Raw genomic sequence first — 21,111 nt, forward strand, 5'->3', positions numbered from 1 at the left:
TAAATATTTTTAATATGTTGAAGTTTGGTATTTTAATACTGTGTTGTTCGAGTTTTACACCATTATTTGGTCAAAATCAGTTGTCACTTTCAGATGCGATAGCTCTAAGCTTAAATAACAATTATGATATACTAATAGAGAAACGAAATGTTGAGTTGGCTAAAAACAATAATAATTGGGGTGAGGCGGGTTTGTTCCCGTCCTTAACAGCACAACTTACAGGTAGTCAAACAATTTTTGATAATCGAGAAGCCTTAAGTCCCTTTTCAATTATAGGCAAGACTAAAACGACCCAAGTGGTTCCTTCTTTAGCACTTAATTGGAGTTTGCTTAATATTCACAATATAAAGATTAGTAAACAACGTTTAGAGACACTACAACGAGAATCAGCAGGTAATGCTTCTATTGTAATCTCCAATACCATTCAGTCTGTTATTCTAGGTTATTACATTGCTTTATTGGAAGAGCAAAGATTAGATGAATTTGCCAGGCAATTGAAGCTGAGTAGAGATCGGTATGAACTTATTAAGACACGTACTGAGTTGGGCAGTTCTATTACGTCAGACCTATTATTAGAGGAAGAAAATTATCTTTCCGATTCCACAAATTATATAAATCAACAATTAGCTTATCAAAACTCTGTTTCAAATTTGAATTTCCTATTGGGAAATGAAGACGCTCAACAAGTTTATAATCTTACCGATGAATTAATAGCTGATTTTGATCTTATAGATTTTGAGAGCTTACTTGGGAAAATGGAAACATCAAATGTGGATCTTCGGACACAATACTTAACCCAATCTGTATTAGGGTATGATCTGGCGTTGCGACGCGGGGAAAGGTATCCACAACTTACATTAGCTGCCAACTATGATTTCACCAGAAATGAACAGGACATAAGTGATTGGCCTTCTGATGTCAGAAATGGCAATCAATTACCTGAGCAAGGGAATAATGAAAATATCACTTATGGTGCTAATTTTACCATTTCATTTACATTATTTAATGGAGGAAGGATCAATAGAGCTATTCAGAATGCTATAATTAGTGAAGATATCGGTGCTGTGCGTGTAGAACGTTTGAAGTCTTCTCTTGCAAGGGATCTTAAACAAGCTGTGGATCAGTATAACTTTCGTCAGCAACTTTATGCTATCAATAATAGGAGGTATGAGTCTTCACTTAAGAGTCTAATGATATCTGAGGAAAAGTTCAAAAATGGATCAATCAACTCTTTTGATAACCGTGCCGTTCAAAATACAAATGTTTCAGCCGCAATTGCTCGTTTACAAGCTATTTATAATCTCATTGATTCGCAGGTAACGATTTTACGTTTAACAGGTGGTATAATTGAAACATATGTGAATGACTAAATAATTACTGCAAAAGAATCTATAGGAAAGCCGGTGAATTATGTCGCCTTTTCTATTTTTGAGGATCATTTTTAGAAACCTTTCGTATGCAACAACCAGATGCTCTTAATCAAGTCGCTGAATTTCATAAAACATTTCAACATCCTATTTTAGACCGGCCCGGTATACCAGGTCCAAAGCGGTGTGATCTTCGTGTGGCACTGATATCCGAAGAACTGAAGGAGCTGGAAGATGCGATAAAAGACAATGATATTGTGGAGATAGCGGATGCTCTTTGTGATATTCAGTATGTGTTATCAGGTGCTATACTGGAATTTGGATTGGGAGATAAATTTAAGGCGTTATTTGACGAGGTACAACGGTCTAATATGAGCAAGGCATGCGATACCGAAGAAGACGCCAAGGCTACGGTAGCTTATTATCAGAAGGAAAAAAACACACCTTGTTACTATGAACCAAGAGATGGCAAGTACCTGGTGTACCGTACGTCGGATAATAAGACACTCAAGTCCATAAACTATTCTCCGACAGAGTTAAAAAAGATCCTTGAAGGTTAGTAATCCTGCCCCATTAAAACCTGTTGCCCGGTCAGTACTTTTTGTGATGGTATGGGAGCGGCTATGCAGCAGGTGGATCCTAACAAAAATTTACCGATTTCCTGACCCAGCATAAGCTGACTTCCAATAATTGTATCAGCATTTAAGACAATAGTGCCAACGGCAGGACCGCCTACTATTGAAAGATACCAGAGACGCCCAGTATTATCTTTTAACTTTATATTGACACGTTCATTGCGAAGCGCAGGTAGTGAAGGGTCATTTTTATACAGCCAGGGTCTGAGTAACACAAGGTCGCCATGTATATGCTTGATTTCAATGACCGTTGCTGCCACCGGGCTATGGATCCGATGGTAGTTGTTGTTATGCAAAAATACATTGCTGAAATAATAACCATCGTCAATCTCGTTACCCATTGCTCCAAAGATTGTTTTTATAGTCCTTACATCTCCTTTCACGTTTATAGCGGGTAGGTCAATTACCTTTCCATAGTCACAAAGCAATCCTTCACAAGGCCATATAAAGTCACTGGAAAAAACCGGAAGTGTTTTGTAGACACGTGTAAAGAAATCCTGAAAGCTGGAATAGTTGTTACTTCCTGATGCCGACCGGAACTGGTCCAGGTAATGGGGGTCTGTGTAGTTAAACTTACAATAAGGTTTGATGATATATTTGGAAAAGTGCTTGTTATATAGGTTGGCATATACCTTCGAAATGAATCGTTGAAACTGTGAAGGTAAATTACCCCATATATTTAGCGAAAAGTACCGATATACTAAATTGTAATCCATATTGACACGTTCATGGAAGTATGAAACGCATACGGAGAGAGTAGGATAGCCCGTAACTCAGGGTTTTATACAAACTACGTTTACCGTGCTATGAATGAAGCTTTGTTAAGGTTAGATATAGAACTCCAATTGGAATACTGAGGAAGCTTTTTCCGGGATAGGCCTTACTGCAAGTATTGATTGTGTATTGAATATGGTGATAAATTCTGTTCGGCTGATCCTTTCCCGGGATTGTCCGGGTTGGCTGCGGTGGTATTGCATACGTCCGGACTTATTCGCCGTAGCGGTATAAACAAAATTATACCTCAATGGAATAGGGGAGGGGACGTAACGCATCATGTTCAATAGCTATTGATAAAATCAGCGTAAACCATTTTTCTATGCAACTGATTGTATTGATCAAGTAATGTGTACGCCATATCAGGTACATAACCCCACTGATCCTGCAATTCCTCGATCTTGGCAGATAGTTCCTGAATGTAATAGCCTATCTGCCGTTCGTCTTTGCAGTTACAAGGTTTTTCAAAGTTCATTTTGGCAAACCTCGCAAACTCAAACTGTAATTTCTTCTTTTCAAAATTAGTCATAGTGTGTGTATTTTTGCACAAATAGAATTGTGTAAAAAAGGTTTAAATTTCTTATAAACACAAATATTTATATTTTATATCTAGATTTTATGTGTAAAAATGCACAAATTTTTTAAAAATAAAGACATGCTGATCGGATATATTATCCTTAAGTAATTGATAGTCAGTGGAATTTATGGCTTGTGAGGATTGTTTTAAATCTGTGGGGAGTACGTTGGCTCACTTTTTTTATGTGGTCATAAAAATATGAGCTGTCAGATGGTCATGAATGAAATCCCAAAATGCTTGGTGTAAGCAAGTATTGAGTATATTAGTAGAATCTAACCTTAAAACTGTGAATATTAATGGAAGAGTCAACAGCAAGTGGTTTCCTGGCCACTTTTCATCAGATCATGATGTTTGGATCAGCGGCCGCCGTGGTCATTGCCGTTTTGATCTATATCATTCATAACGTCAGGGTCTCCTCTCTGAATGATTATAAAAAGAAATACGATTTCATCCGGGAAAATGAGATCAAATCTTACAAATACGCATTCATTGTGTTGGCAATAGGTGTGGTTTTTATTATTAACACCTATGGAAGTGGCACACTCGAATTTGATGCGATTTGGTTCTCAGTACGTGCTTTTATTGCCATAGCAGGAGGTACCTTAGTAGGATATATAGGTTCATTAATATTACAATATTACTATCCTACCAAACTTGACAAGAAATTAAAGAAATGGAGGTACATGCCACGTGTTAATTCTGAAACTGGAAATAAAATGCGTTTGTTGAGAGAGGATGAAGAGGATGTGCACCTGGATGAAGGTATGAGGGCTGAAGAGGAAGTCTTTTCCATGGATTATGATGTTTGGATCGATGAAGTTACCGGGACTACCAAAGTGGAGAAATATGAAGGGCGGCTTGAAGCTTTACAGTGTAATAATTGTGGCTTTTTCACTATGAAAGTAGTGAGAGAGGAGATCATCCAACAAGCTACAGATACATCTGAGGGCGAACTGGTCAAACATTATGAATGTCAGTATTGTGGTTCGATAAGAGCTACTCAGTTCCATATAGCTAAAGAAGAGAACTACGAAGCCTTTAGGCCGGAAAAGATGGAATTCAAGAAAAATGCAATGGTCAACCTTGTAAAGGTTGATATACATAGTAATATGGGTGAAAAGAAAAGTTATGATTTCCAAAACGTGGAACAGGCCCAAAAATTTTTAGAAGAGTTTGACATCGAAAAAACCCAATAAATTCATTTCAAAACCGTTAGGAGTTTATGGCATTCTTTTCGCTTGTGACAGGTATACTTAAATTTTAATTTTAGATGGATATGAAGAAAGGAGTTATTGTATTATTGTTGATGATGGTAGCCGTACATTTTAATGTGCTGGCCAAAGTGTGGGAGGCAGATAGCTTGGACCTTCACCCTAAGGAACATTATTCAAGGGAAGCCAGTTTGATGGTTCAGATATTGAATGCCTATCATTTTAAAAAAATAACCCTTAACGATTCATTATCCTCTATTATACTGGATGAATATCTTCAGGCGCTTGATAATAATCATTCCTATTTCCTGAAGTCAGATATAGAGGGGTTTGAAAAGTACCGCACCAGGCTCGACGACTTAAGTAGTTTGGGGGAAATCGATTTTGCTTTTGAGATTTATAATGTATTCAGACAAAGGTTTAATCAACGCATGTCGTACGTGCGTAACGTGTTATTTGACAAATCTTATGATTATACCATTGATGAGTTCTACAACACGGACCGATCCGAAATGCCGTGGGCAAATGACGAAAAAGAGCTAAATGAGTTGTGGCGTAAGGTGATCAAAAGTCAGGTGTTGAATTTAAGGCTCAATGGTAAGGAAGATGGTGACATCCGCGAGACTATGGAGAAGCGATACCGGCGTTTTCAAAAGAATATAGACCAATACACTTCGGAAGATGTTTTCGAACTATATATGAACACATTGGCCGAAACATATGATCCGCATACTAATTATTTTTCACCACGTACTTCCGATCGTTTCCGTCAAAATATGAGCCTTTCTTTGGAAGGTATAGGTGCACGTTTAATGACCGAAAATGATTTTACTAAAGTAGCCCAGGTTATGCCTGGAGGCCCCGCAGAAAAGAGCAAAAGCCTACAGGAAAATGACCTTATCGTGGGGGTAGCTCAAGGTGTGGATGGTGAGATGGTGGATGTGATCGGTTGGCGTATTGATGATGTTGTTCAATTGATCAAAGGGCCAAAAGGCACTACTGTGAGGTTAGAAATACTGGCAGCAGAAACCGGGGTAAAGGGCCCTTCTAAAGAGATCACACTAGTAAGGGAGAAGATCAAAATAGAAGACATGGAAGCCAAGTCCGAAATTATAAATTTTGAGAAAGATGGCAGACCATATCGTGTAGGTGTGATCACCTTACCCGGATTTTATATGGATTTTGAGGCATATCAAAATGGCGACCCTGATTACAATAGCACTACGAGAGATGTCAAGCGACTTGTATTGGAATTAAATGAGCAAGGAATAGATGGCCTTATGATGGATCTTAGAAATAATGGAGGAGGATCTCTTGCAGAAGCCATAGACTTGACCGGATTATTTATCAAGGATGGGCCTGTGGTACAAATTAAGACATCCAGTAACAAAATAGAAGTTGGTGAGGATGAAGACCCTGATGTCATTTATGATGGACCCTTGTCTGTAATGATCAATCGCTTTAGCGCGTCAGCTTCTGAAATATTTGCAGGAGCTATCCAGGATTATCAACGTGGTGTGGTCATTGGAGAGCAGACTTTTGGTAAGGGGACAGTACAGAGCGTCATCGACCTTAACAAATACATTGATGTGCCGGATGGTGGTAAAGTAGGTCAATTAAAATTGACCTTACAAAAATTTTACCGGGTCACAGGTAGCAGTACACAGCATCTGGGTGTGAGTCCGGACATTGACCTCCCTTCCGCCTTTGAAGCCAGTGAATTTGGTGAAAGTGCAAACCCAAGTGCCTTACCCTGGGACCAGATCGGTAGTGCTCGCTATAACCTGACTTCGGACGTGTCACCTGAGCTTATCTCTGAGCTCAATAATAGCTATGAAAGCAGGTTGTTGAATGATTTAGAACTAAAAGAGTTGGTGACACAGGCGAATGAACTTAAGCAAAACCTTGCCAAAACCACCATTTCATTGAACGAGAAAAAGAGAAAAGAGGAAATGGAAGCATCAAAGGTGAATGAAGTTACAAACAAAAACTTATCAGGTAATACCATTGATACTGAAAATAAGGTGAGTTCAGGACTTCAGGTCAATGATCAGTATTTGAAAGAAGGTATTATTATACTCTCAAATATGATCCAGTCTATAGGTTAGCCATTTCAATTTACATCATGAACCAGACAGCATGATTTTACGTTAGTTTTTTCGTGCGTTACTTGCTGATGATACTGCTTGTAAGTTTGGCTTCTTATGGAGTAAGTCAGGATTCGTTATTAATCAAAAGTATCTATTTTGGTGGTGGAAGTTATTATGTAGATGAATTTCAGGTAGCCGAACTTTATGATTTCATCAATTCGGTGGAGCAATTGGAAAACTACGAGATCATTGTATTTAGTCATACGGATAACATAGGTGGCATAGAATACAACGAATGGCTCTCTAAAATGAGAGGTGAAGCGGTGGTAGATAGGTTACTACTTAAAGGTATTGCCAAAGAACTCATAGAGATACGCGATTTTGGCCTGACCAATCCACTCTACACCAATTACTCCGGATCCGGTAGGAGGGGCAATCGAAGAGTGGATGTGATTTTGTGGCCTATGGTATTCTAACTACTTTGTGGTCTTCCCCTCATACATTTTTGTAAAAACGTTGTCAATGGGCTCCCATAGCTCAATTTTATTATTCTCAGGATCAAGAATATGGACAAATTTTCCGTACTCATATTCTGCTATTTCATCCAATACAGTGACACCATTAGCTTTCAGTTCATTGACTAATTCTGCAAGATTCTCTACCCGGTAATTGATCATAAACTCTTTTGGAGAAGGCTCGAAATAGTCTGTATCTTTTTTAAAAGGACTCCATTGCAGGTAGCCTTTTTTATCGGGCTCATTAGACAAGCGAAATTCGAATAGTGAGCCATATTCATTAGTCACCAATCCAAGATTCTTTTTATACCACTCTCTGCTTTTTTCCGGGTCATCGGATTTGAAGAATACACCACCGATTCCTGTTACCTTTCTGTTATTCATATTTTGTTATTTGATTAGACATGTATCTGATTCTGACAAATAGTTAGTAATTAATACTATGCAGCTTGTTTATCTACTTTTTTAAGTATAAAAGATGAAATGATGGAGAAGATTATTCCTATCATGAACACAGTAAGAAACATTACCATGAACTGGATACCGGGATTTCTGAAAAAATCTCTTTGTTCATTTAACTCCACAATGGCCTTTTTTAAATCATTCCCTGATAGCTCACCTTGTAACTCCTGGATATAGTGATTGTAATAATTATCGTAGAAGTCAGGGTCTAAGTACATGATGTAAATAAGGTCATAAATGCCGAACGCGATAGAAGGTATTAATGCTATATATAAGCCTGTTTTTAGCGCCTTCCCAAATGAGATGGAACCATTTAATTCTTGATCCCTGTATTCGCGTATACCTAAAAAAACAAAGGCCATACATAGGATCATAGTGCTATACCCTATGATTTCATCAAGATCGTAATTAGGCTTTTCATCTGCTAAAGACCAAAATATCAGAGGTATTCCCACTACACAGAGTGATGCGTAAATACCGTTTTTTAAAATGATAGTTTTCATGTTTTAAATTTCGTTTTGGTGTAAATAGGGCATAAATAGCATTTAGGCAATCATACTAAAGTACCATTTTTCAATTCTTACTATTTTTTATGAAGCAGGTCTTTATGGTAAGATAGCAAAAACCATATTCAGAATGTCATGTGAAATAGGAGGGACGAACCTGATGCTATCTTTATAGGTAGGGCGATCGTGACTAGTGTAAATAGAAAAATGATTTTACATATTTCCACTTCATAGTAAAACTTCCTTGGGGATAAGCCTATTTTGTTATAAAGCAGCCAAATTGAAGCTGTCTTATAGCTAGATCAAATCCAGGTTTCTTGCTTTATGGATGGCTTCAGTCCGGCGTTTTGCATCCAATTTTATGAATAGATTGGAAACATGTGTTTTTACCGTGCTTTCAGAAATGAAAAGTGTTTCTGCTATTTCTTTATTCGATTTTCCATCCACCATTTCTATCAAGACCTCGTATTCCCGCTTACTTAAATCCAGTTGATGTGCTTTTTCTTGATTTAATAATATTGCTTCAGTTTTTTGTTTATTTCGAAGAATATGTCCTACCAGCACACCAAATCCAATAAGCAGGCAGGCTATGAAAACTGAAAAGATCTCATTAGTCAGGTCCCTGGCAAAGAGAGAATACTTGCTCAATTGCATCAGCACCATTAATGCGGTGGCAAGCAGGCCGAAACGAAATACAATCTGTTTCAAGGAAAAGAAGTTTGGAGCAAATATAATGCTTTAGAATAATGAAAGCTGCTCATTAGGTGGCTTTGAGGGGCCCGCTGCCGTCATGCCGCCGTACCGATAGGAGTGTTTCTTCTCTTCCTTGATAATTTCATCAAAATTCTTTTTAACGGGACTAAAGTCCTGTTCGATCCTTACTGCGGCCCTGTGCAGGTCTTTTAGCGCGGTTCTTTTATCGGAAAGTCCAATTCTGGCCTTTTCAACAGATGTTTTGAGTATATTGATGGTTTGATCATACACTTTGAGCGGCACAGGGAATGGGTGGCCATCTTTGCCACCATGCGCAAATGAAAAACGTGCAGGATCACTGAATCTGCTATGGGTGCCATGAATTACCTCACTGACCAAAGTAAGTGATTGGATCGTTCTTGGCCCCAATCCCCGGATTAATAGCAGCTCGTCAAATGAACTTACCTTCTTTTCATGGGCTAACGCCAATATACTTCCTAAGCGTTTTAGATCCACATCCCGACTTCTGACATTATGATGGCGTGGCATTAGTATCCTTCGGGCTTCTGTTAATAGTGTTTCGGGGTTTTCTGATGTCAGGTTAAGAATGCCTTGTTGTGTTTCCAAAGCTTCCTCAGCTGTTAGATTCAGGATTAGTCCTTTATTTTGACCACATACTGCGGCATGAGGCTCTTTAATAAAAGAGCTCATCACTTTTGAGTACCAATGATACCTCCTGGCCATACCATTTAGCGTATTCATCCCCTGCTGTATAACTGCCCAGTGACCGGCTTTGGTCACAATAAAATTATGAAGGTATATAGTATAACCATCCTGTACCGCTGTGTTGTCTATTTTTGCGCTGAGTTTGCTGCTCTGTACAAGTTTTTTGCCATCCAATCCCGTTCTATCCGCAAGGCTTATTAACTCCTGTGGTGTTTTTAAAGAGTGTTTACCACGACCCCCGCATACATATATACCAAGATCGTGGGCAACAGGATTAAGGGCCTTTTTTAAAGCCCCCATGACGGAAGTGGTAATGCCGGAAGAGTGCCAGTCCATACCAAGAACACACCCAAAAGATTGAAACCATAGCGGATCACTCAATTTAGCCATAAATGCATCTATACCATATTCCATTACGATAGACTCGGTTATGGCACCACCTAGTTTTGCCATTCGTTGGGCGAGCCAATATGGCACTCGGCCATTATGGAGAGGTAGATCTGCATGACCTGATTTATTCATTTGAATAACATTGATGTTAATCAAATATACTAATATAATTAGTAAAAACTAATTTAATATTTCTTTAAGATGGGTTTTATATTGAATTAAGCAATTTTGCTGCCCTTAAATAGCATTAACTTTATCATTACGATGAGTGTTATTTCTGAAAGAAAGCGATGGTTTTGAAATTCTGTTAGACCTGATCAGGCTCGCTTCAGGTCTTTACTAATTTCCAGTAAAGCGCTAACTGAAATCCAAATCTTTTTGACGCAGACGATCAAATTGTACAATAAATTTAGCGCCTTTGCCATGTGTGCTTTCACAAGTGATCTTCCCTTTCAATGCCTCTACGTATTTTTTAGCTATGGATAGTCCCAAACCATTGGAAGATTCATTAGCCGTAGGCTGTGCACTTAGTTTTTTAAATTGTTTGAACATAGCCTTTTTATCTTCCTCAGTAAATCCCGGGCCTTGATCGCTGATCTCTATGGCTACCTTGTCATGTGAAAAACAGGAAGAAACAGATATTGTGGTGTTAAATGGAGAAAACTTAATGGCATTGGAGATCAGGTTTTCAAAAATGTTTCGCAGGCTTTCACGTTGGCCCAGGATATAAGCTCTTTTACCTGTGTAATTGATCCTGATATTTTTATCCTGCCCAATGTGAGAAAACTCCTGGATGACTGAATTCAGTATTTCCTGTACATTAACTTTATATACCTCTTGACCTGCCAGATTAAGATTAATAGCACTGAGATCCAGTACTTTTCTTATCATTTCATTTTGGTCTTTGGATACTTTAGCCACGGAATCCAGTAACAGTTTTTGCTCATCTGTTAGGTTTGAGGACGTCATTTTGATTAATGATACCAGCGCTTCAATTCTATTGAGAGGGCTTTTCAAATCATGTGCAGCTATGCCCACAATTTCATCTTTTTGTCGATTGAGCTCCTGTAGCTGCCTGTTACGATCATCCAGTTTTTTTTGGTAGTTACGTTGATCTCTACTATATATTTTGGTGATGATGAACATTGAAACAAATAGCACCAAAGGGATCATCCAGGAATAATTTTCTTCAGGGTAAGGGTGATATACCAGTTGTGGCAGGTAGAAAAGAACAAGGTTAATAAAATACATTGCAGTGAACACCCTGGAATGTATATAGAAATACATAAGCATCATGATCATCATCAGGTGCATGTATTCTACCATTTCACCTACCTTGAAATACATCGTGACAGACACTAAAAATAAGTGAAAAACCAGAAAGAAAAGTAATCTGGCTAATTTAATAAAGCCAATATGGTTTAAGTAGAAAAGAAAAAAAATAAAACCGGTAAGTCCTATTTCTATATAGGTCAAAAGATGATTCTTATAATAAAAAAAATTAATAAAAATAAAAGCGGAGAGTATGACAAAGCTGGTCAGAGATACCACATTCAAGAATCGTATGTGACGCTTTTCACCGTTGTGCGATGCATTGTTCAAGCCAATATTAACGAGATATGGGATAATATTAAATGACTTCATTTCTTGACTGGAGGGTTGGCGAACATACGAATTATCATGTTGAAGGACAAGCCACTTACGTCATGCAAAGGTGACTTTCTTTGTTACCTATTACACTTATATACATACGGGTAAAAAGTGGGTTAAATATTACAAGTCAATAATGACCAATTTTGAACAGTTTATATGCCCGTATTACGCTAACGGTCATTCTGACCTGATTTAAAATGGATAAATTGCTCAAAATTTGATAATCATAGACATGCGTTTGACATACCTGTTATTTTTTAGTCTTTCATTATCCTGCACTTCTTTATTTGGACAGGATGGCTATTGCCCTGACCATCAGTGGAAACGACAAAATCCTTCAAAAATTGGATTAAACGAACAGTTATTGAACGAAGCAGTGGATTTTGCTTTGAAAAATGAATATTCAGGTGCCAGGGATCTTCGCAGGGCGATATTAAAAAGTTTTGAACGGGAACCATACCATGAAATAGTAGGGCCAACAAAGGAGAGAGGAGGACCGGCAGGCCTTATTCTTAAGGGAGGATACATAGTAGCAGAATGGGGAGATATCGAACGGGTAGATATGACATTTAGTGTTACCAAAAGTTACCTTTCCACCGTAGCAGGCTTAGCACTTGATGAAGGCCTGATCAAAAGTATGCAAGACCCTGTTACAGATTATGTATGGGATCACACATTCCGGGGGGAACATAATGCTAAGATTAGATGGCATCACCTTTTAACACAATCATCGGACTGGTCGGGCAGCCTGTTTGGTATGGAGGATTGGTCTGACCGCCCTCCAAAAGAAGGCGATATCGACGACTGGAAACATCGTCAATTTTTCGAACCGGGAGTGCGTTTTGAATACAATGATGTGCGTGTCAATGTATTAAGTTACGCGCTACTTCAGGTTTGGCGTAAACCACTACCCTTGGTGTTGAAAGAAAAAGTAATGGACCCAATAGGAGCTTCCACTACCTGGAGGTGGTTTGGTTATGACCATTCGTGGGTGGTAGTAGATGGTGTAAAAGTACAATCAGTGAGTGGTGGAGGTCATTCCGGTGGAGGGCTTTTTATTAATACATTAGACCATGCGAGATTTGGGCTGCTGTTTTTACGTAATGGGAAATGGAATGGTCAGCAATTGGTATCAAAACAATGGATCACTGAGGCCAGAAGGCCATCTGAAGCGAATGATCGCTACGGTTATATGTGGTGGTTGAATCGAGGGAAGAACCAATGGGAAGGAATACCTGAAAACGTCTGTTACGCTGCTGGTTTTGGAGGTAATTTTATCGTCATAGATCAGGACCACGACATCGTTATTGTTACGCGATGGCTTGAACCTTCTCAAATTGGCACTATGGTGGCTAAAGTATTAAAGGCTGTAAAGTAGGGTAGAGTTAAAATGACGAGAAGAGCCCAAGCGCTCTCCTCGTCAAACATACTTCAACAACCCTACTACCTTTCTTTAAGTTTAAAGAATACCGGGGCCATCATTCTTACCCTTACGGGTTTTCCACGTTGCTTACCGGGTATCCAGTTGGGTGCTTTGCTGATCACTCTGACAGCTTCTTCGTCACAACCGCCGCCTATGCCTTTGATCACTTCGATATCTACAAGGCTGCCGTCAGAATTAACTACGAACTGTACAAAAACTTTCCCCTGAACCCGGGTTCTCAGTGCCGCGTCAGGATATTTGATGTTTTTAGCTATAAAAGACATGAATGCTGCCATACCTCCTTGAGGTTCTGGCTTCACTTCCACAATAGTGAATATTTCATCTGCTTCTTCTTCTTCCATCAATTCCAGCCCTTCTGAATCAAACTCTTCTATGACGGTTTCTTCTGTGATCTCTACATCAAAGTCTATTTCTATCTCTTCTATGATTTCATCTACCTCCACTTCAACGATATTGGGTTGTTGAATTTTCTTGACAGGAGGGGGAGGTGGCTGTTCTGTTACAGGAATATCCATAAGTTCCTCAAAATCATCAGCAATACCTGCAATTTCAAGTGAACCGGATCTATCGGAAGATTTCCATTCGAAAAGACCTACCACCAGTAGAAAACTTAAAAAAAGTCCAATACTAAATGATAACCGTTGGGTAGCAAGGAATTTTCGATGGCGTATTTTTTTAGCGTCGATCAGATAACTGACCATCTCATAACTTTGGAATGGATCCTTGACATCCGTCTTTTTATAGGTGATTTTGAATTTTTCATTAGGATCCTCCACATTGCGTGTGTGTTTAGGAAGTACCATGGCTCTTGAAGTTTGTTTAGTGTAATTTGGCACAATTCGGAAATAAACGTGCTGAGCAATGTTTGGAATTAAAGTGACTTATGTCAGATCACTAAAAAGGGCTACAGAGACATCCATAACAGCGTTTATTTAGCCGATTTTAAATTGGTATTGCAAGATGACAGAAGACCGTCTATTCTGGATATAACTTATGTCTCCCATTTTTTTTACCAGGGGCCAGTTTTGATATCCCAGGGTCAGCTTTGACCTGTGGCTATCCATTAAATAGTGAACGCCTGTTTCCCAATGTATCAGCCTTTTTCCCACGGCCTGTAAAGAGGCCCGGGAGCATGAACCAAAAAATTGGAAAGTACATGATTCAATATTCGTCATAATAGCGCTTTGAAGGAAGTAGATATGCCCTGTGCCAGTTACTAAAGCACTATTTCCTTTTCCATTCATATACTCACTGGCTGTGAAGGTTCTGGCGGGATTGTTGGCCCCTACTTGTCTTATGAAATTAGGCCCCAGGTCATGATTGTAATAGGCAGCATATATAGTAAGTGTCGTTTTTTTATAAACAGGGTGTTCATAAAATAAGTCCACTGCGAATGAGCAGGCGGTATGGAACAGGCTGTCAGTCTCAAAAAGGCTCATGGTAGCTTCAGGCTGGTAAAATGCTCCTGCTCCAAAGGTCAATAAGTCTTTTTTACCTAAGTAAGTTGCAGCAGAAAAGGGAGACTTCTGACTTTCCTTGTCACGAAGTTGGAACTTTACATAAGTAGAAATTTGATAATCAGATGCCTTATATGCCACTTTGGCCACGTCAGTAAATGTAGATGGCTTAGTCGGAGCGTAAGGCTTAGCGAGTACAAACCGGTAATCCAATTTGCCTTTCTGTCCTTTTAAAAAGAAACTTAGCTTTCGAAGTAAGTCGTCGGAATTATTGATGAGTGGGGTGGCGATAAACTGGATGTCCACACCCAATCCACTGCTGGTGGACGGTGCCGCATATCGGGACAAGCCCGTCCAGGCATTCTTACCCATACCAAAGCTTAAAGACTTCTTCCAATTGAAAGTAGTATAAGCATCCAAAACCTTTGGACTGCCACTGGTCTTACTTACCTGATTTATATTATTGTTACCCAATGTCAATACAAACTCATTTTTGGGCGACCATTGTCCGTACAACTTCATACGATACCTTCGTACGGAAAGGTCCCAGGCTTCAGTTTGTTGGCTTTCTTTTATTACAGACCCAGGGTTTAACGCGGTGTGCCTCGCCCAAAACTGACCGGAAAGAGCAAAGCCTAAGTAACGTGTTTCAGTGTCATCAAAATAGTGCCTTAACGACTGAGCACTAACGTTCATGAGACTCGCTGCAATCATAACCCCTATTGAAAATAATTTCCTTATCATAGTAATTTAACCTCACAGCATTCCTGTCAGGCCATTGAGATGAAAAAAAGTCGACGAGCTACACCACTGTAACTCGCTCTGATATGGCTAAGTGTAGAGAGGGTTCGGTATACTGCCTTAAACAGGCATAAATTCAAGAAGTATCACTAGGAAAACAGGAGTGAAGACAGAAGCATACGTTATAGCCTGTGAAATCTCTATTGTAAAAAACAGGAATAGCACTGAATGTTGAGTGATGATCGATCCCTGTATTCATGTTTAAGCTATGAATGCCGGAACGATCATCCGTTGTATCACATCTGCGAAAAAGATCTTTAATAGTCAACTTCCTTTGAAGACGATTGAACTGTCCTGCATGAGGAACGGTTCGTCTGACAATAGACGAAATTGTACTGTCAGTAAGCATCGTTATACCAGGTTAAGTACAGGTACATTTGAATTCACTACTAACTCCTTTACTAACCTGCCTTCCGAGGAAAGCTGATTTTTTCCGTGGTCCCGCAGTAGTACGGCAAGCATATCAATGTCCTTTTCTTTGATAAAATTCATTATAGCACTTTCTATGTCATCACTGGTAATGCAGATATATTCATGATGGACATGTTCCAGGTAATATTCCAGGGAAGCTTCTGCATTATCTACTACGCTGTTATCACGATTAACGTGTAGCAGATAGACTTTGGCCTCCGTTTTTTGTGCCAGTATCATTAAGGGGTGTAAGACAGCGGAATCTTTAATATTTTTAAAATCATTGGCATAAGCGATCCGTTTTATTTTGGACCAGTGATAATTCTCAGGAACAAGCATTAACGGACAGTTGGTAAGCTTCACGAGTGCCTTGGAAAGCTCAGAACCATTGATCCCCGTGGTACCCATTACTAACAGGTCAGGTTTTTCAGTGTCAATGGCAGCTTGAATGTCTTCCAGAAGCTCTCCTCTCGTTATCTCAAAATTGTACTGAATGCCTGTCTTGTATAATTTGCTGTTTTCAAGTTGGCCAAACGCAGTCTTCAGATATTCCAGATCCTCATTAGGTTGTTTTACATGGATCATTAAAAGCTCAGGTTTAAATCCTGAGAATACATCCAGGGCAAAGTCAATGGCATTTTCCGAGGCACCGGACAGGTCAATTGGAATCAGTATTTTTTTCATGACTTTTGATGTTTAAGCGTTTCAACAACAATGCTAAATTATTGCTCTTATTTTTGGCGAGTCGACCTAATAGTCAGACAAAGACATGATATTTGTCATGTCTTTAATCGTGGCGGGCATTCCAAACGATTGCAGCTGGTAATATCAGTGGATATAAAAGGTGGATAAATATTGCCTTTAACCCGTAGAATGGAGAGTGTCAGAAAACTCAATACACTCGACATGATTCATTTATTGAATGCCATAATTGTTCAAATGCCTTATTTTTCGCATTTTCGGAGTTCGGTCCAATTAAAAACGAGTACAGTGTGAGCCAGTTCTTAATAACAGATGAAGCGAGGCGAGGTAAAATGCATAAGTTGCATTTGCTGGCCAACGAAAACTTCAATCAAATACAAAACTCTCAAGAGCTGCTCACCCTTCTTAACGAGAAAGGGAGAGATGTTCAGAAAATTCTTTTTACCCTTGATTATCTGGATCAATTGCGAAAACTACAGGTAGAACTTGTTAAGCTTCAAAGTCACATTATTAAACATAAGCTTAGGGTGGCAGTAATTTTTGAGGGGCGTGATGCGGCTGGAAAAGGAGGTTCAATCAAACGCTTTATAGAACACCTGAATCCAAGGGCCATGCGTGTTGTGGCACTGGCTAAACCCACAGATAGAGAAAGAGGGCAATGGTACTTCAGACGATATACTAAAGTTTTACCTAATGCCGGAGAAATTGTGTTCTTTGATAGAAGTTGGTATAACCGTGCAGTGGTAGAACCCGTTATGGGGTTTTGTGATGTGGGAGAGTATCAGCAGTTTATGCGGCAGGTGCCAGAGTTTGAGCACATGCTTTTTGAGTCAGGAGTGAAAATGACCAAATTCTGGTTTTCTATAGAAAAACAAGAGCAGGCCAAAAGATTCGAAGCAAGGAGAAATAACCCTCTGAAACGATGGAAACTGAGCCCGGTAGACCAAAAAGGGCAGGAATTTTGGGACCGCTATACCTATTATAAGGAGCAAATGTTTAGCAGAACCCACACCAGTTATAGTCCATGGGTAATCGTGAAGACTAATATTAAGAAAGAGGCACGTCTGGAAAGTATCAGACACCTGCTGTCCTCGTTTGAATATGAAGGGAAGGATGAGGCAGTCACCAGGGTACTGCCTGATCCGAATGTTATCATGCGCTTTCACCGATCCGTGTACAGCGATTAATTTCTTGAAATGACAAAAAACTACAACTTCACCAAAAATGAGCTGGCACTATTAAACTCTAATAATGCATTAAGACTGATGCTGGGTAACCAGGAGGATATCAACCCGGAACGTGTGCTAAGATATGTCAGGTATGAATACCAGGTTGAAAAAAATCAGGTGGAGTTGATAAAGCTCCAGAACTGGGTGACTGAAAATCAAAAAAGGGTATGTGTCATTTTCGAAGGTCGTGATGCCGCTGGTAAGGGCGGGGCCATTCGCAGGATCACCCATCATTTGAATCCACGGTTTTATAAAGTTCACGCGTTACCTAAGCCTAGTGAAGAAGAGAAAGGGCAGTGGTATTTTCAGCGTTATGTCAGTCATTTACCCAATCCTGGCGAGATCATTTTTTTTGATAGAAGCTGGTATAACAGGGCAGTGGTAGAGCCTGTCAATGGGTTCTGTACGGAAGATGAATACCAGCGGTTCATGAATGAAGTCAATCTATTCGAGTCTATGATCACTAATGATGGCATCATTTTAATTAAATTATACTTTTCTATCTCTAAAGAAGAACAGTCAAGAAGATTTGAGGATATACGCACTAATCCGCTCAAGCGCTGGAAGCTTACTCCTGTGGATGAAAAGGCCCAGGAACTCTGGGATGTTTACACTGAATACAAAGAAAAAATGTTTAAATGCACCGATACGAAAAAAAATCCCTGGGTGATCATAGAGGCCAATAAGAAAACCAAAGCACGTCTGGAGGCCATGGAGTATTTACTCAATAAAGTGCCTTATAAACAATAACCGATCTTACCTTGACTACTTTAGTAAAAGTCCAATTTTTAAGCGGGCGTTTACCGCTATAGGTGAATTACTATCACCTGCTATGAACCCATAGTGAAACGCCCTGAAATCATTAACATCCCCCCCATCAAGTTCATCGTTTTTCAGGTTGCTGAAGCCATAGCCAATGCCTACGGAATAATCGATCAAAAAGGCATTGTCATAAATAATCTGTTTACCGAAATTCAGTAGTAATGCCCCGGCCACCACATCTCTTTTTATTCTTCTGGTAGTGACTCCCGAGCCGAAAAAGAAGTCATTGTCATATTCGTTCTGGTAAACGGAAAGGATAATCTGAGGTTTGATGTAAGAGCCTTTGAGCAAATGGGCATATTTCATATGTGAAGTATAAAAATCCGGTGTACGAATAAACTTGTACCCGGATGAAACATAAGCACCCTGACTCCGATTGTAATCATCTGTGTTAAAACCTATTCCAATCAAACCGAGCTCTGTTTCGAAACTTCTTCCGGGTTTGATACTTTTTTCATAAGTGAAGCCCAGGTGCTCAGTCAGGGCAGATAAAAAATGTAACTTAAGAGCATGTGACCTGTCCTCACTATACAATGACTCATCCTGCAGCGGATCTTTAAACGTCATTTCCCTACCATTGCTTAGTACTATTCGACTTACCTGGCTTACAGGAATGGAAAAAGTGGGTGAATTTCTGATTTCATCAGGGGAGAGGTAATACTTTATTTCTTCAATACCTACTTCGGTAATAACACATTCAATAACGGAATGATCCCTTTTGTAGATCTTATCCTGACTGTAACTTATGACTGCGGTGATCAATAATAGAACTGATAATAAGTAGAATCTTTTCATGGCTGGAGCTTTGATAGAACAACATACTAAGTCTTCATCTTTCGACGGTGGAATAGAAGTTTTGATCCGACATAATCAATGATTATGCCAGAACGTCTTAAATGCATGACACATCAAAAGCGAATAAGGTTGGTAGTTGTGTCGAATTGTTTCAACCAAAACAGAACAACTTATGGTGATCATTTCCTCAAATGATCAAAAAAAGAGAATTGTATACAGAGATGCCTGATAATCCGGAAATTGGGCATAGCCAATTGTCGTCCCATTTTTTTGAGATATTCAAGTAATGCCCAATACATGGTTTATTTTATTTCAAGCAGAACCTAGTGTCGTGTCAAGCCTCAATTGACGTTTGGAGTTAGATTATAAACGCTATTTTCAGTGTTGGAAAGTTCTCGGCCAGTCAGCAATCTGCAAAGGGCAGTAGGCAAAAAAGTGGAAGTTGTCCCGTATTTTTTTGCCTACTGCCCTTTGCCTACTGCCGACTTTAAGAATGAGACCTAAAAAATAGTGTAACCGCCATTTGAGGTGTGACATGACACTAGNACGCTATTTTCAGTGTTGGAAAGTTCTCGGCCAGTCAGCAATCTGCAAAGGGCAGTAGGCAAAAAAGTGGAAGTTGTCCCGTATTTTTTTGCCTACTGCCCTTTGCCTACTGCCGACTTTAAGAATGAGACCTAAAAAATAGTGTAACCGCCATTTGAGCATTAACACGACATTAGTAATTATCATAAGCCCCATTTAGCCATGCCCAAAACCTCTTAATGGGATTTTTATGTTTGACGACTGGCTTAGAGCGGGATGGTGGTAAAGTGCCTGGGTGCTTTGGCTCATCTGTCACCTTTTTCTTTTTAGGCTTTGCCTTAGTGCCATCAGGCAATTGTCTTTTTTCAACGTAGAACTGTTTACGCCGCTCTTTTTTTTGTTTTTCTTCTTTTCGTTTCTGCCGATCCTTTTCTCGGGCTTCTCGCCGGCGTTTCTGTTCAGGAGTTTCTACACGCCTTCGCTTTCGATCCAATTGACGTCTGTCACGATGTTGGCGTGCATTTGACTTTTCCTGCCCTTGAGTTTCAGTTTCTGTTTTTGGTTCGGTTTTTTCCTTTTTTACGGGTTCAGGGAGGTCAATTTTCCCTAACACCTTGGGCCCTGAAAGTTTTATCTTTTTTACCCGTATGACCTCAATTTCGTCTTCCTGCTCCTCATCGGCTTTTGCTTCCTGCTCCTCATCGGGTGTTGATGTTCCGGTTAAGGCATCATCTGCCCCACTTAATTCTGGTTTAGCCCCAACTACTTCTTTTTCTTCTTCTTTCGTTTTACTCTCTGTTTCCACTACACTTTTCAATACTTCTTCGGTTGCTTCCGCAATCGTGTCCCGGTCTGATATAAGTTCTTTCGGAATTTCTTCCACCTGATCTTCAGGGGTTTTAAATTGCTGAAGAATAAGCGTTACGTGTTCTTCTTCTAACTTAGTGTTGGAACGGGTTTCAATTGAAATGTCATGCTCTGACAGGTAACTAACAATAGACTCAGGGGATATTTCTAACTTCCGGGCCAGTTGAAAAAGTCTCATTAATGCTTGATTGACGTTAAAGCTGCAAATATATTTAATTAAAAAAAAAGGACATCGACTTGATCCGTTATTTAAGGAATTTGAGCGGTATATTTAACAGGCGATGCGCTTGATACGTGGTGTTTTGTAAACAAAAAAACTTTCCATAAGGGTACAGGCAATAGTAATGTTGGATTTATTCACTAACTTTACGATTATGATAAAGTAAATAGGGATGTTAAACCTATTTCTTTCTCATGCGTTAAGGTGCTTTATTAGTCTGATAAAGATTTGATAAAGTT

21 protein-coding genes are annotated in these 21,111 nt (G+C 39.4%); 8 read left to right on the forward strand and 13 right to left on the reverse strand.

The features are described from left to right. The first annotated feature begins 14 nt into the window (after positions 1 to 14). Both FNH22_RS10520 and FNH22_RS10525 read left to right on the forward strand, forming a co-directional pair. A complete protein-coding gene (locus FNH22_RS10520) occupies positions 15 to 1,370 on the forward strand; it encodes a TolC family protein (RefSeq protein WP_143398368.1) in 1,356 nt (451 codons plus the stop codon). Between the two features lie 86 nt (positions 1,371 to 1,456). After that, positions 1,457 to 1,927, forward strand: a complete 471-nt coding sequence (locus FNH22_RS10525; protein WP_143398317.1) for a nucleoside triphosphate pyrophosphohydrolase family protein — start codon at positions 1,457 to 1,459, stop codon at positions 1,925 to 1,927. On the opposite strand, the gene FNH22_RS10530 is transcribed toward FNH22_RS10525, so the two are convergent. The 3 genes from FNH22_RS10530 to FNH22_RS10540 all read right to left on the reverse strand — a co-directional run bounded on the left by FNH22_RS10530 (position 1,924) and on the right by FNH22_RS10540 (position 3,305). Continuing rightward, on the reverse strand, positions 1,924 to 2,718 hold the full coding sequence (locus FNH22_RS10530) for a phosphatidylserine decarboxylase (RefSeq protein ID WP_143398318.1): 795 nt from the start codon (positions 2,716 to 2,718) through the stop codon (positions 1,924 to 1,926). The genes FNH22_RS10525 and FNH22_RS10530 overlap by 4 nt on opposite strands. Before the next feature lie 111 nt (positions 2,719 to 2,829). Beyond that, complete coding sequence (locus FNH22_RS10535) at positions 2,830 to 3,057, reverse strand: hypothetical protein (RefSeq protein WP_143398319.1); 228 nt, start codon at positions 3,055 to 3,057, stop codon at positions 2,830 to 2,832. A gap of 2 nt (positions 3,058 to 3,059) precedes the next feature. After that, a complete protein-coding gene (locus tag FNH22_RS10540; protein WP_143398320.1) occupies positions 3,060 to 3,305 on the reverse strand; it encodes a hypothetical protein in 246 nt (81 codons plus the stop codon). A 344-nt stretch (positions 3,306 to 3,649) separates the two neighbouring features. On the opposite strand from FNH22_RS10540, the gene FNH22_RS10545 reads away from it, so the two are divergent. From FNH22_RS10545 to FNH22_RS10555, 3 genes are all read left to right on the forward strand, one after another. Next, positions 3,650 to 4,549 (forward strand): hypothetical protein, encoded by a 900-nt coding sequence (locus FNH22_RS10545; protein ID WP_255518025.1) that lies wholly within the window; start codon positions 3,650 to 3,652, stop codon positions 4,547 to 4,549. Positions 4,550 to 4,629: 80 nt separating this feature from the next. After that, on the forward strand, positions 4,630 to 6,672 hold the full coding sequence (locus FNH22_RS10550; protein WP_143398321.1) for a carboxy terminal-processing peptidase: 2,043 nt from the start codon (positions 4,630 to 4,632) through the stop codon (positions 6,670 to 6,672). A 68-nt stretch (positions 6,673 to 6,740) separates the two neighbouring features. Further along, positions 6,741 to 7,130 (forward strand): OmpA family protein, encoded by a 390-nt coding sequence (locus tag FNH22_RS10555; protein ID WP_143398322.1) that lies wholly within the window; start codon positions 6,741 to 6,743, stop codon positions 7,128 to 7,130. Here FNH22_RS10555 and FNH22_RS10560 read toward each other — a convergent pair whose 3' ends face one another. The 5 genes from FNH22_RS10560 to FNH22_RS10580 form a co-directional block, all read right to left on the reverse strand. Further along, entirely contained in the window at positions 7,131 to 7,553 is a 423-nt protein-coding gene (locus FNH22_RS10560) for a VOC family protein (protein ID WP_143398323.1), read from the reverse strand. It abuts the gene before it with no gap. A 56-nt stretch (positions 7,554 to 7,609) separates the two neighbouring features. Continuing rightward, positions 7,610 to 8,134, reverse strand: coding sequence for a DUF4199 domain-containing protein (locus FNH22_RS10565; protein WP_143398324.1), 525 nt, complete (start codon positions 8,132 to 8,134; stop codon positions 7,610 to 7,612). 300 nt (positions 8,135 to 8,434) lie between these two features. Continuing rightward, on the reverse strand, positions 8,435 to 8,845 hold the full coding sequence (locus tag FNH22_RS32800) for a response regulator transcription factor (protein ID WP_305038362.1): 411 nt from the start codon (positions 8,843 to 8,845) through the stop codon (positions 8,435 to 8,437). Positions 8,846 to 8,875: 30 nt separating this feature from the next. After that, positions 8,876 to 10,078 carry a DUF763 domain-containing protein gene (locus FNH22_RS10575; protein WP_143398325.1) on the reverse strand — a complete coding sequence of 401 codons (1,203 nt, stop codon included), beginning with the start codon at positions 10,076 to 10,078 and terminating at the stop codon, positions 8,876 to 8,878. Between the two features lie 225 nt (positions 10,079 to 10,303). Continuing rightward, positions 10,304 to 11,590 carry a sensor histidine kinase KdpD gene (locus FNH22_RS10580; RefSeq protein WP_143398326.1) on the reverse strand — a complete coding sequence of 429 codons (1,287 nt, stop codon included), beginning with the start codon at positions 11,588 to 11,590 and terminating at the stop codon, positions 10,304 to 10,306. Positions 11,591 to 11,816: 226 nt separating this feature from the next. Between FNH22_RS10580 and FNH22_RS10585 the strand changes: the two genes are divergently transcribed. Beyond that, the gene (locus FNH22_RS10585) at positions 11,817 to 12,977 is read left to right on the forward strand and encodes a serine hydrolase (protein WP_255518026.1); all 1,161 of its coding nucleotides are present in this window, start codon (positions 11,817 to 11,819) and stop codon (positions 12,975 to 12,977) included. Positions 12,978 to 13,042: 65 nt separating this feature from the next. Here FNH22_RS10585 and FNH22_RS10590 read toward each other — a convergent pair whose 3' ends face one another. The 3 genes from FNH22_RS10590 to FNH22_RS10600 form a co-directional block, all read right to left on the reverse strand. Further along, entirely contained in the window at positions 13,043 to 13,846 is an 804-nt protein-coding gene (locus FNH22_RS10590) for an energy transducer TonB (RefSeq protein ID WP_370513178.1), read from the reverse strand. 129 nt (positions 13,847 to 13,975) lie between these two features. Continuing rightward, positions 13,976 to 15,244 carry a hypothetical protein gene (locus FNH22_RS10595; RefSeq protein WP_143398327.1) on the reverse strand — a complete coding sequence of 423 codons (1,269 nt, stop codon included), beginning with the start codon at positions 15,242 to 15,244 and terminating at the stop codon, positions 13,976 to 13,978. A 408-nt stretch (positions 15,245 to 15,652) separates the two neighbouring features. Continuing rightward, positions 15,653 to 16,396 (reverse strand): universal stress protein, encoded by a 744-nt coding sequence (locus FNH22_RS10600; RefSeq protein WP_143398328.1) that lies wholly within the window; start codon positions 16,394 to 16,396, stop codon positions 15,653 to 15,655. A 308-nt stretch (positions 16,397 to 16,704) separates the two neighbouring features. On the opposite strand from FNH22_RS10600, the gene ppk2 (FNH22_RS10605) reads away from it, so the two are divergent. Together ppk2 (FNH22_RS10605) and ppk2 (FNH22_RS10610) are read left to right on the forward strand one after the other, a co-directional pair. Continuing rightward, positions 16,705 to 17,601: a polyphosphate kinase 2 gene (gene ppk2 / locus FNH22_RS10605; RefSeq protein ID WP_255518027.1), complete on the forward strand. Its 897-nt coding sequence runs from the start codon at positions 16,705 to 16,707 to the stop codon at positions 17,599 to 17,601. Between the two features lie 9 nt (positions 17,602 to 17,610). After that, positions 17,611 to 18,393, forward strand: coding sequence for a polyphosphate kinase 2 (gene ppk2, locus FNH22_RS10610; protein WP_185154174.1), 783 nt, complete (start codon positions 17,611 to 17,613; stop codon positions 18,391 to 18,393). 15 nt (positions 18,394 to 18,408) lie between these two features. On the opposite strand, the gene FNH22_RS10615 is transcribed toward ppk2 (FNH22_RS10610), so the two are convergent. Beyond that, positions 18,409 to 19,260: a hypothetical protein gene (locus FNH22_RS10615; RefSeq protein ID WP_143398329.1), complete on the reverse strand. Its 852-nt coding sequence runs from the start codon at positions 19,258 to 19,260 to the stop codon at positions 18,409 to 18,411. A 718-nt stretch (positions 19,261 to 19,978) separates the two neighbouring features. Next, the gene (locus FNH22_RS10620) at positions 19,979 to 20,830 is read right to left on the reverse strand and encodes a hypothetical protein (protein ID WP_143398330.1); all 852 of its coding nucleotides are present in this window, start codon (positions 20,828 to 20,830) and stop codon (positions 19,979 to 19,981) included. Positions 20,831 to 21,111 lie beyond the last annotated feature (281 nt).

The organism is Fulvivirga sp. M361, assembly GCF_007097395.1.
Taxonomy (GTDB): domain Bacteria; phylum Bacteroidota; class Bacteroidia; order Cytophagales; family Cyclobacteriaceae; genus Fulvivirga.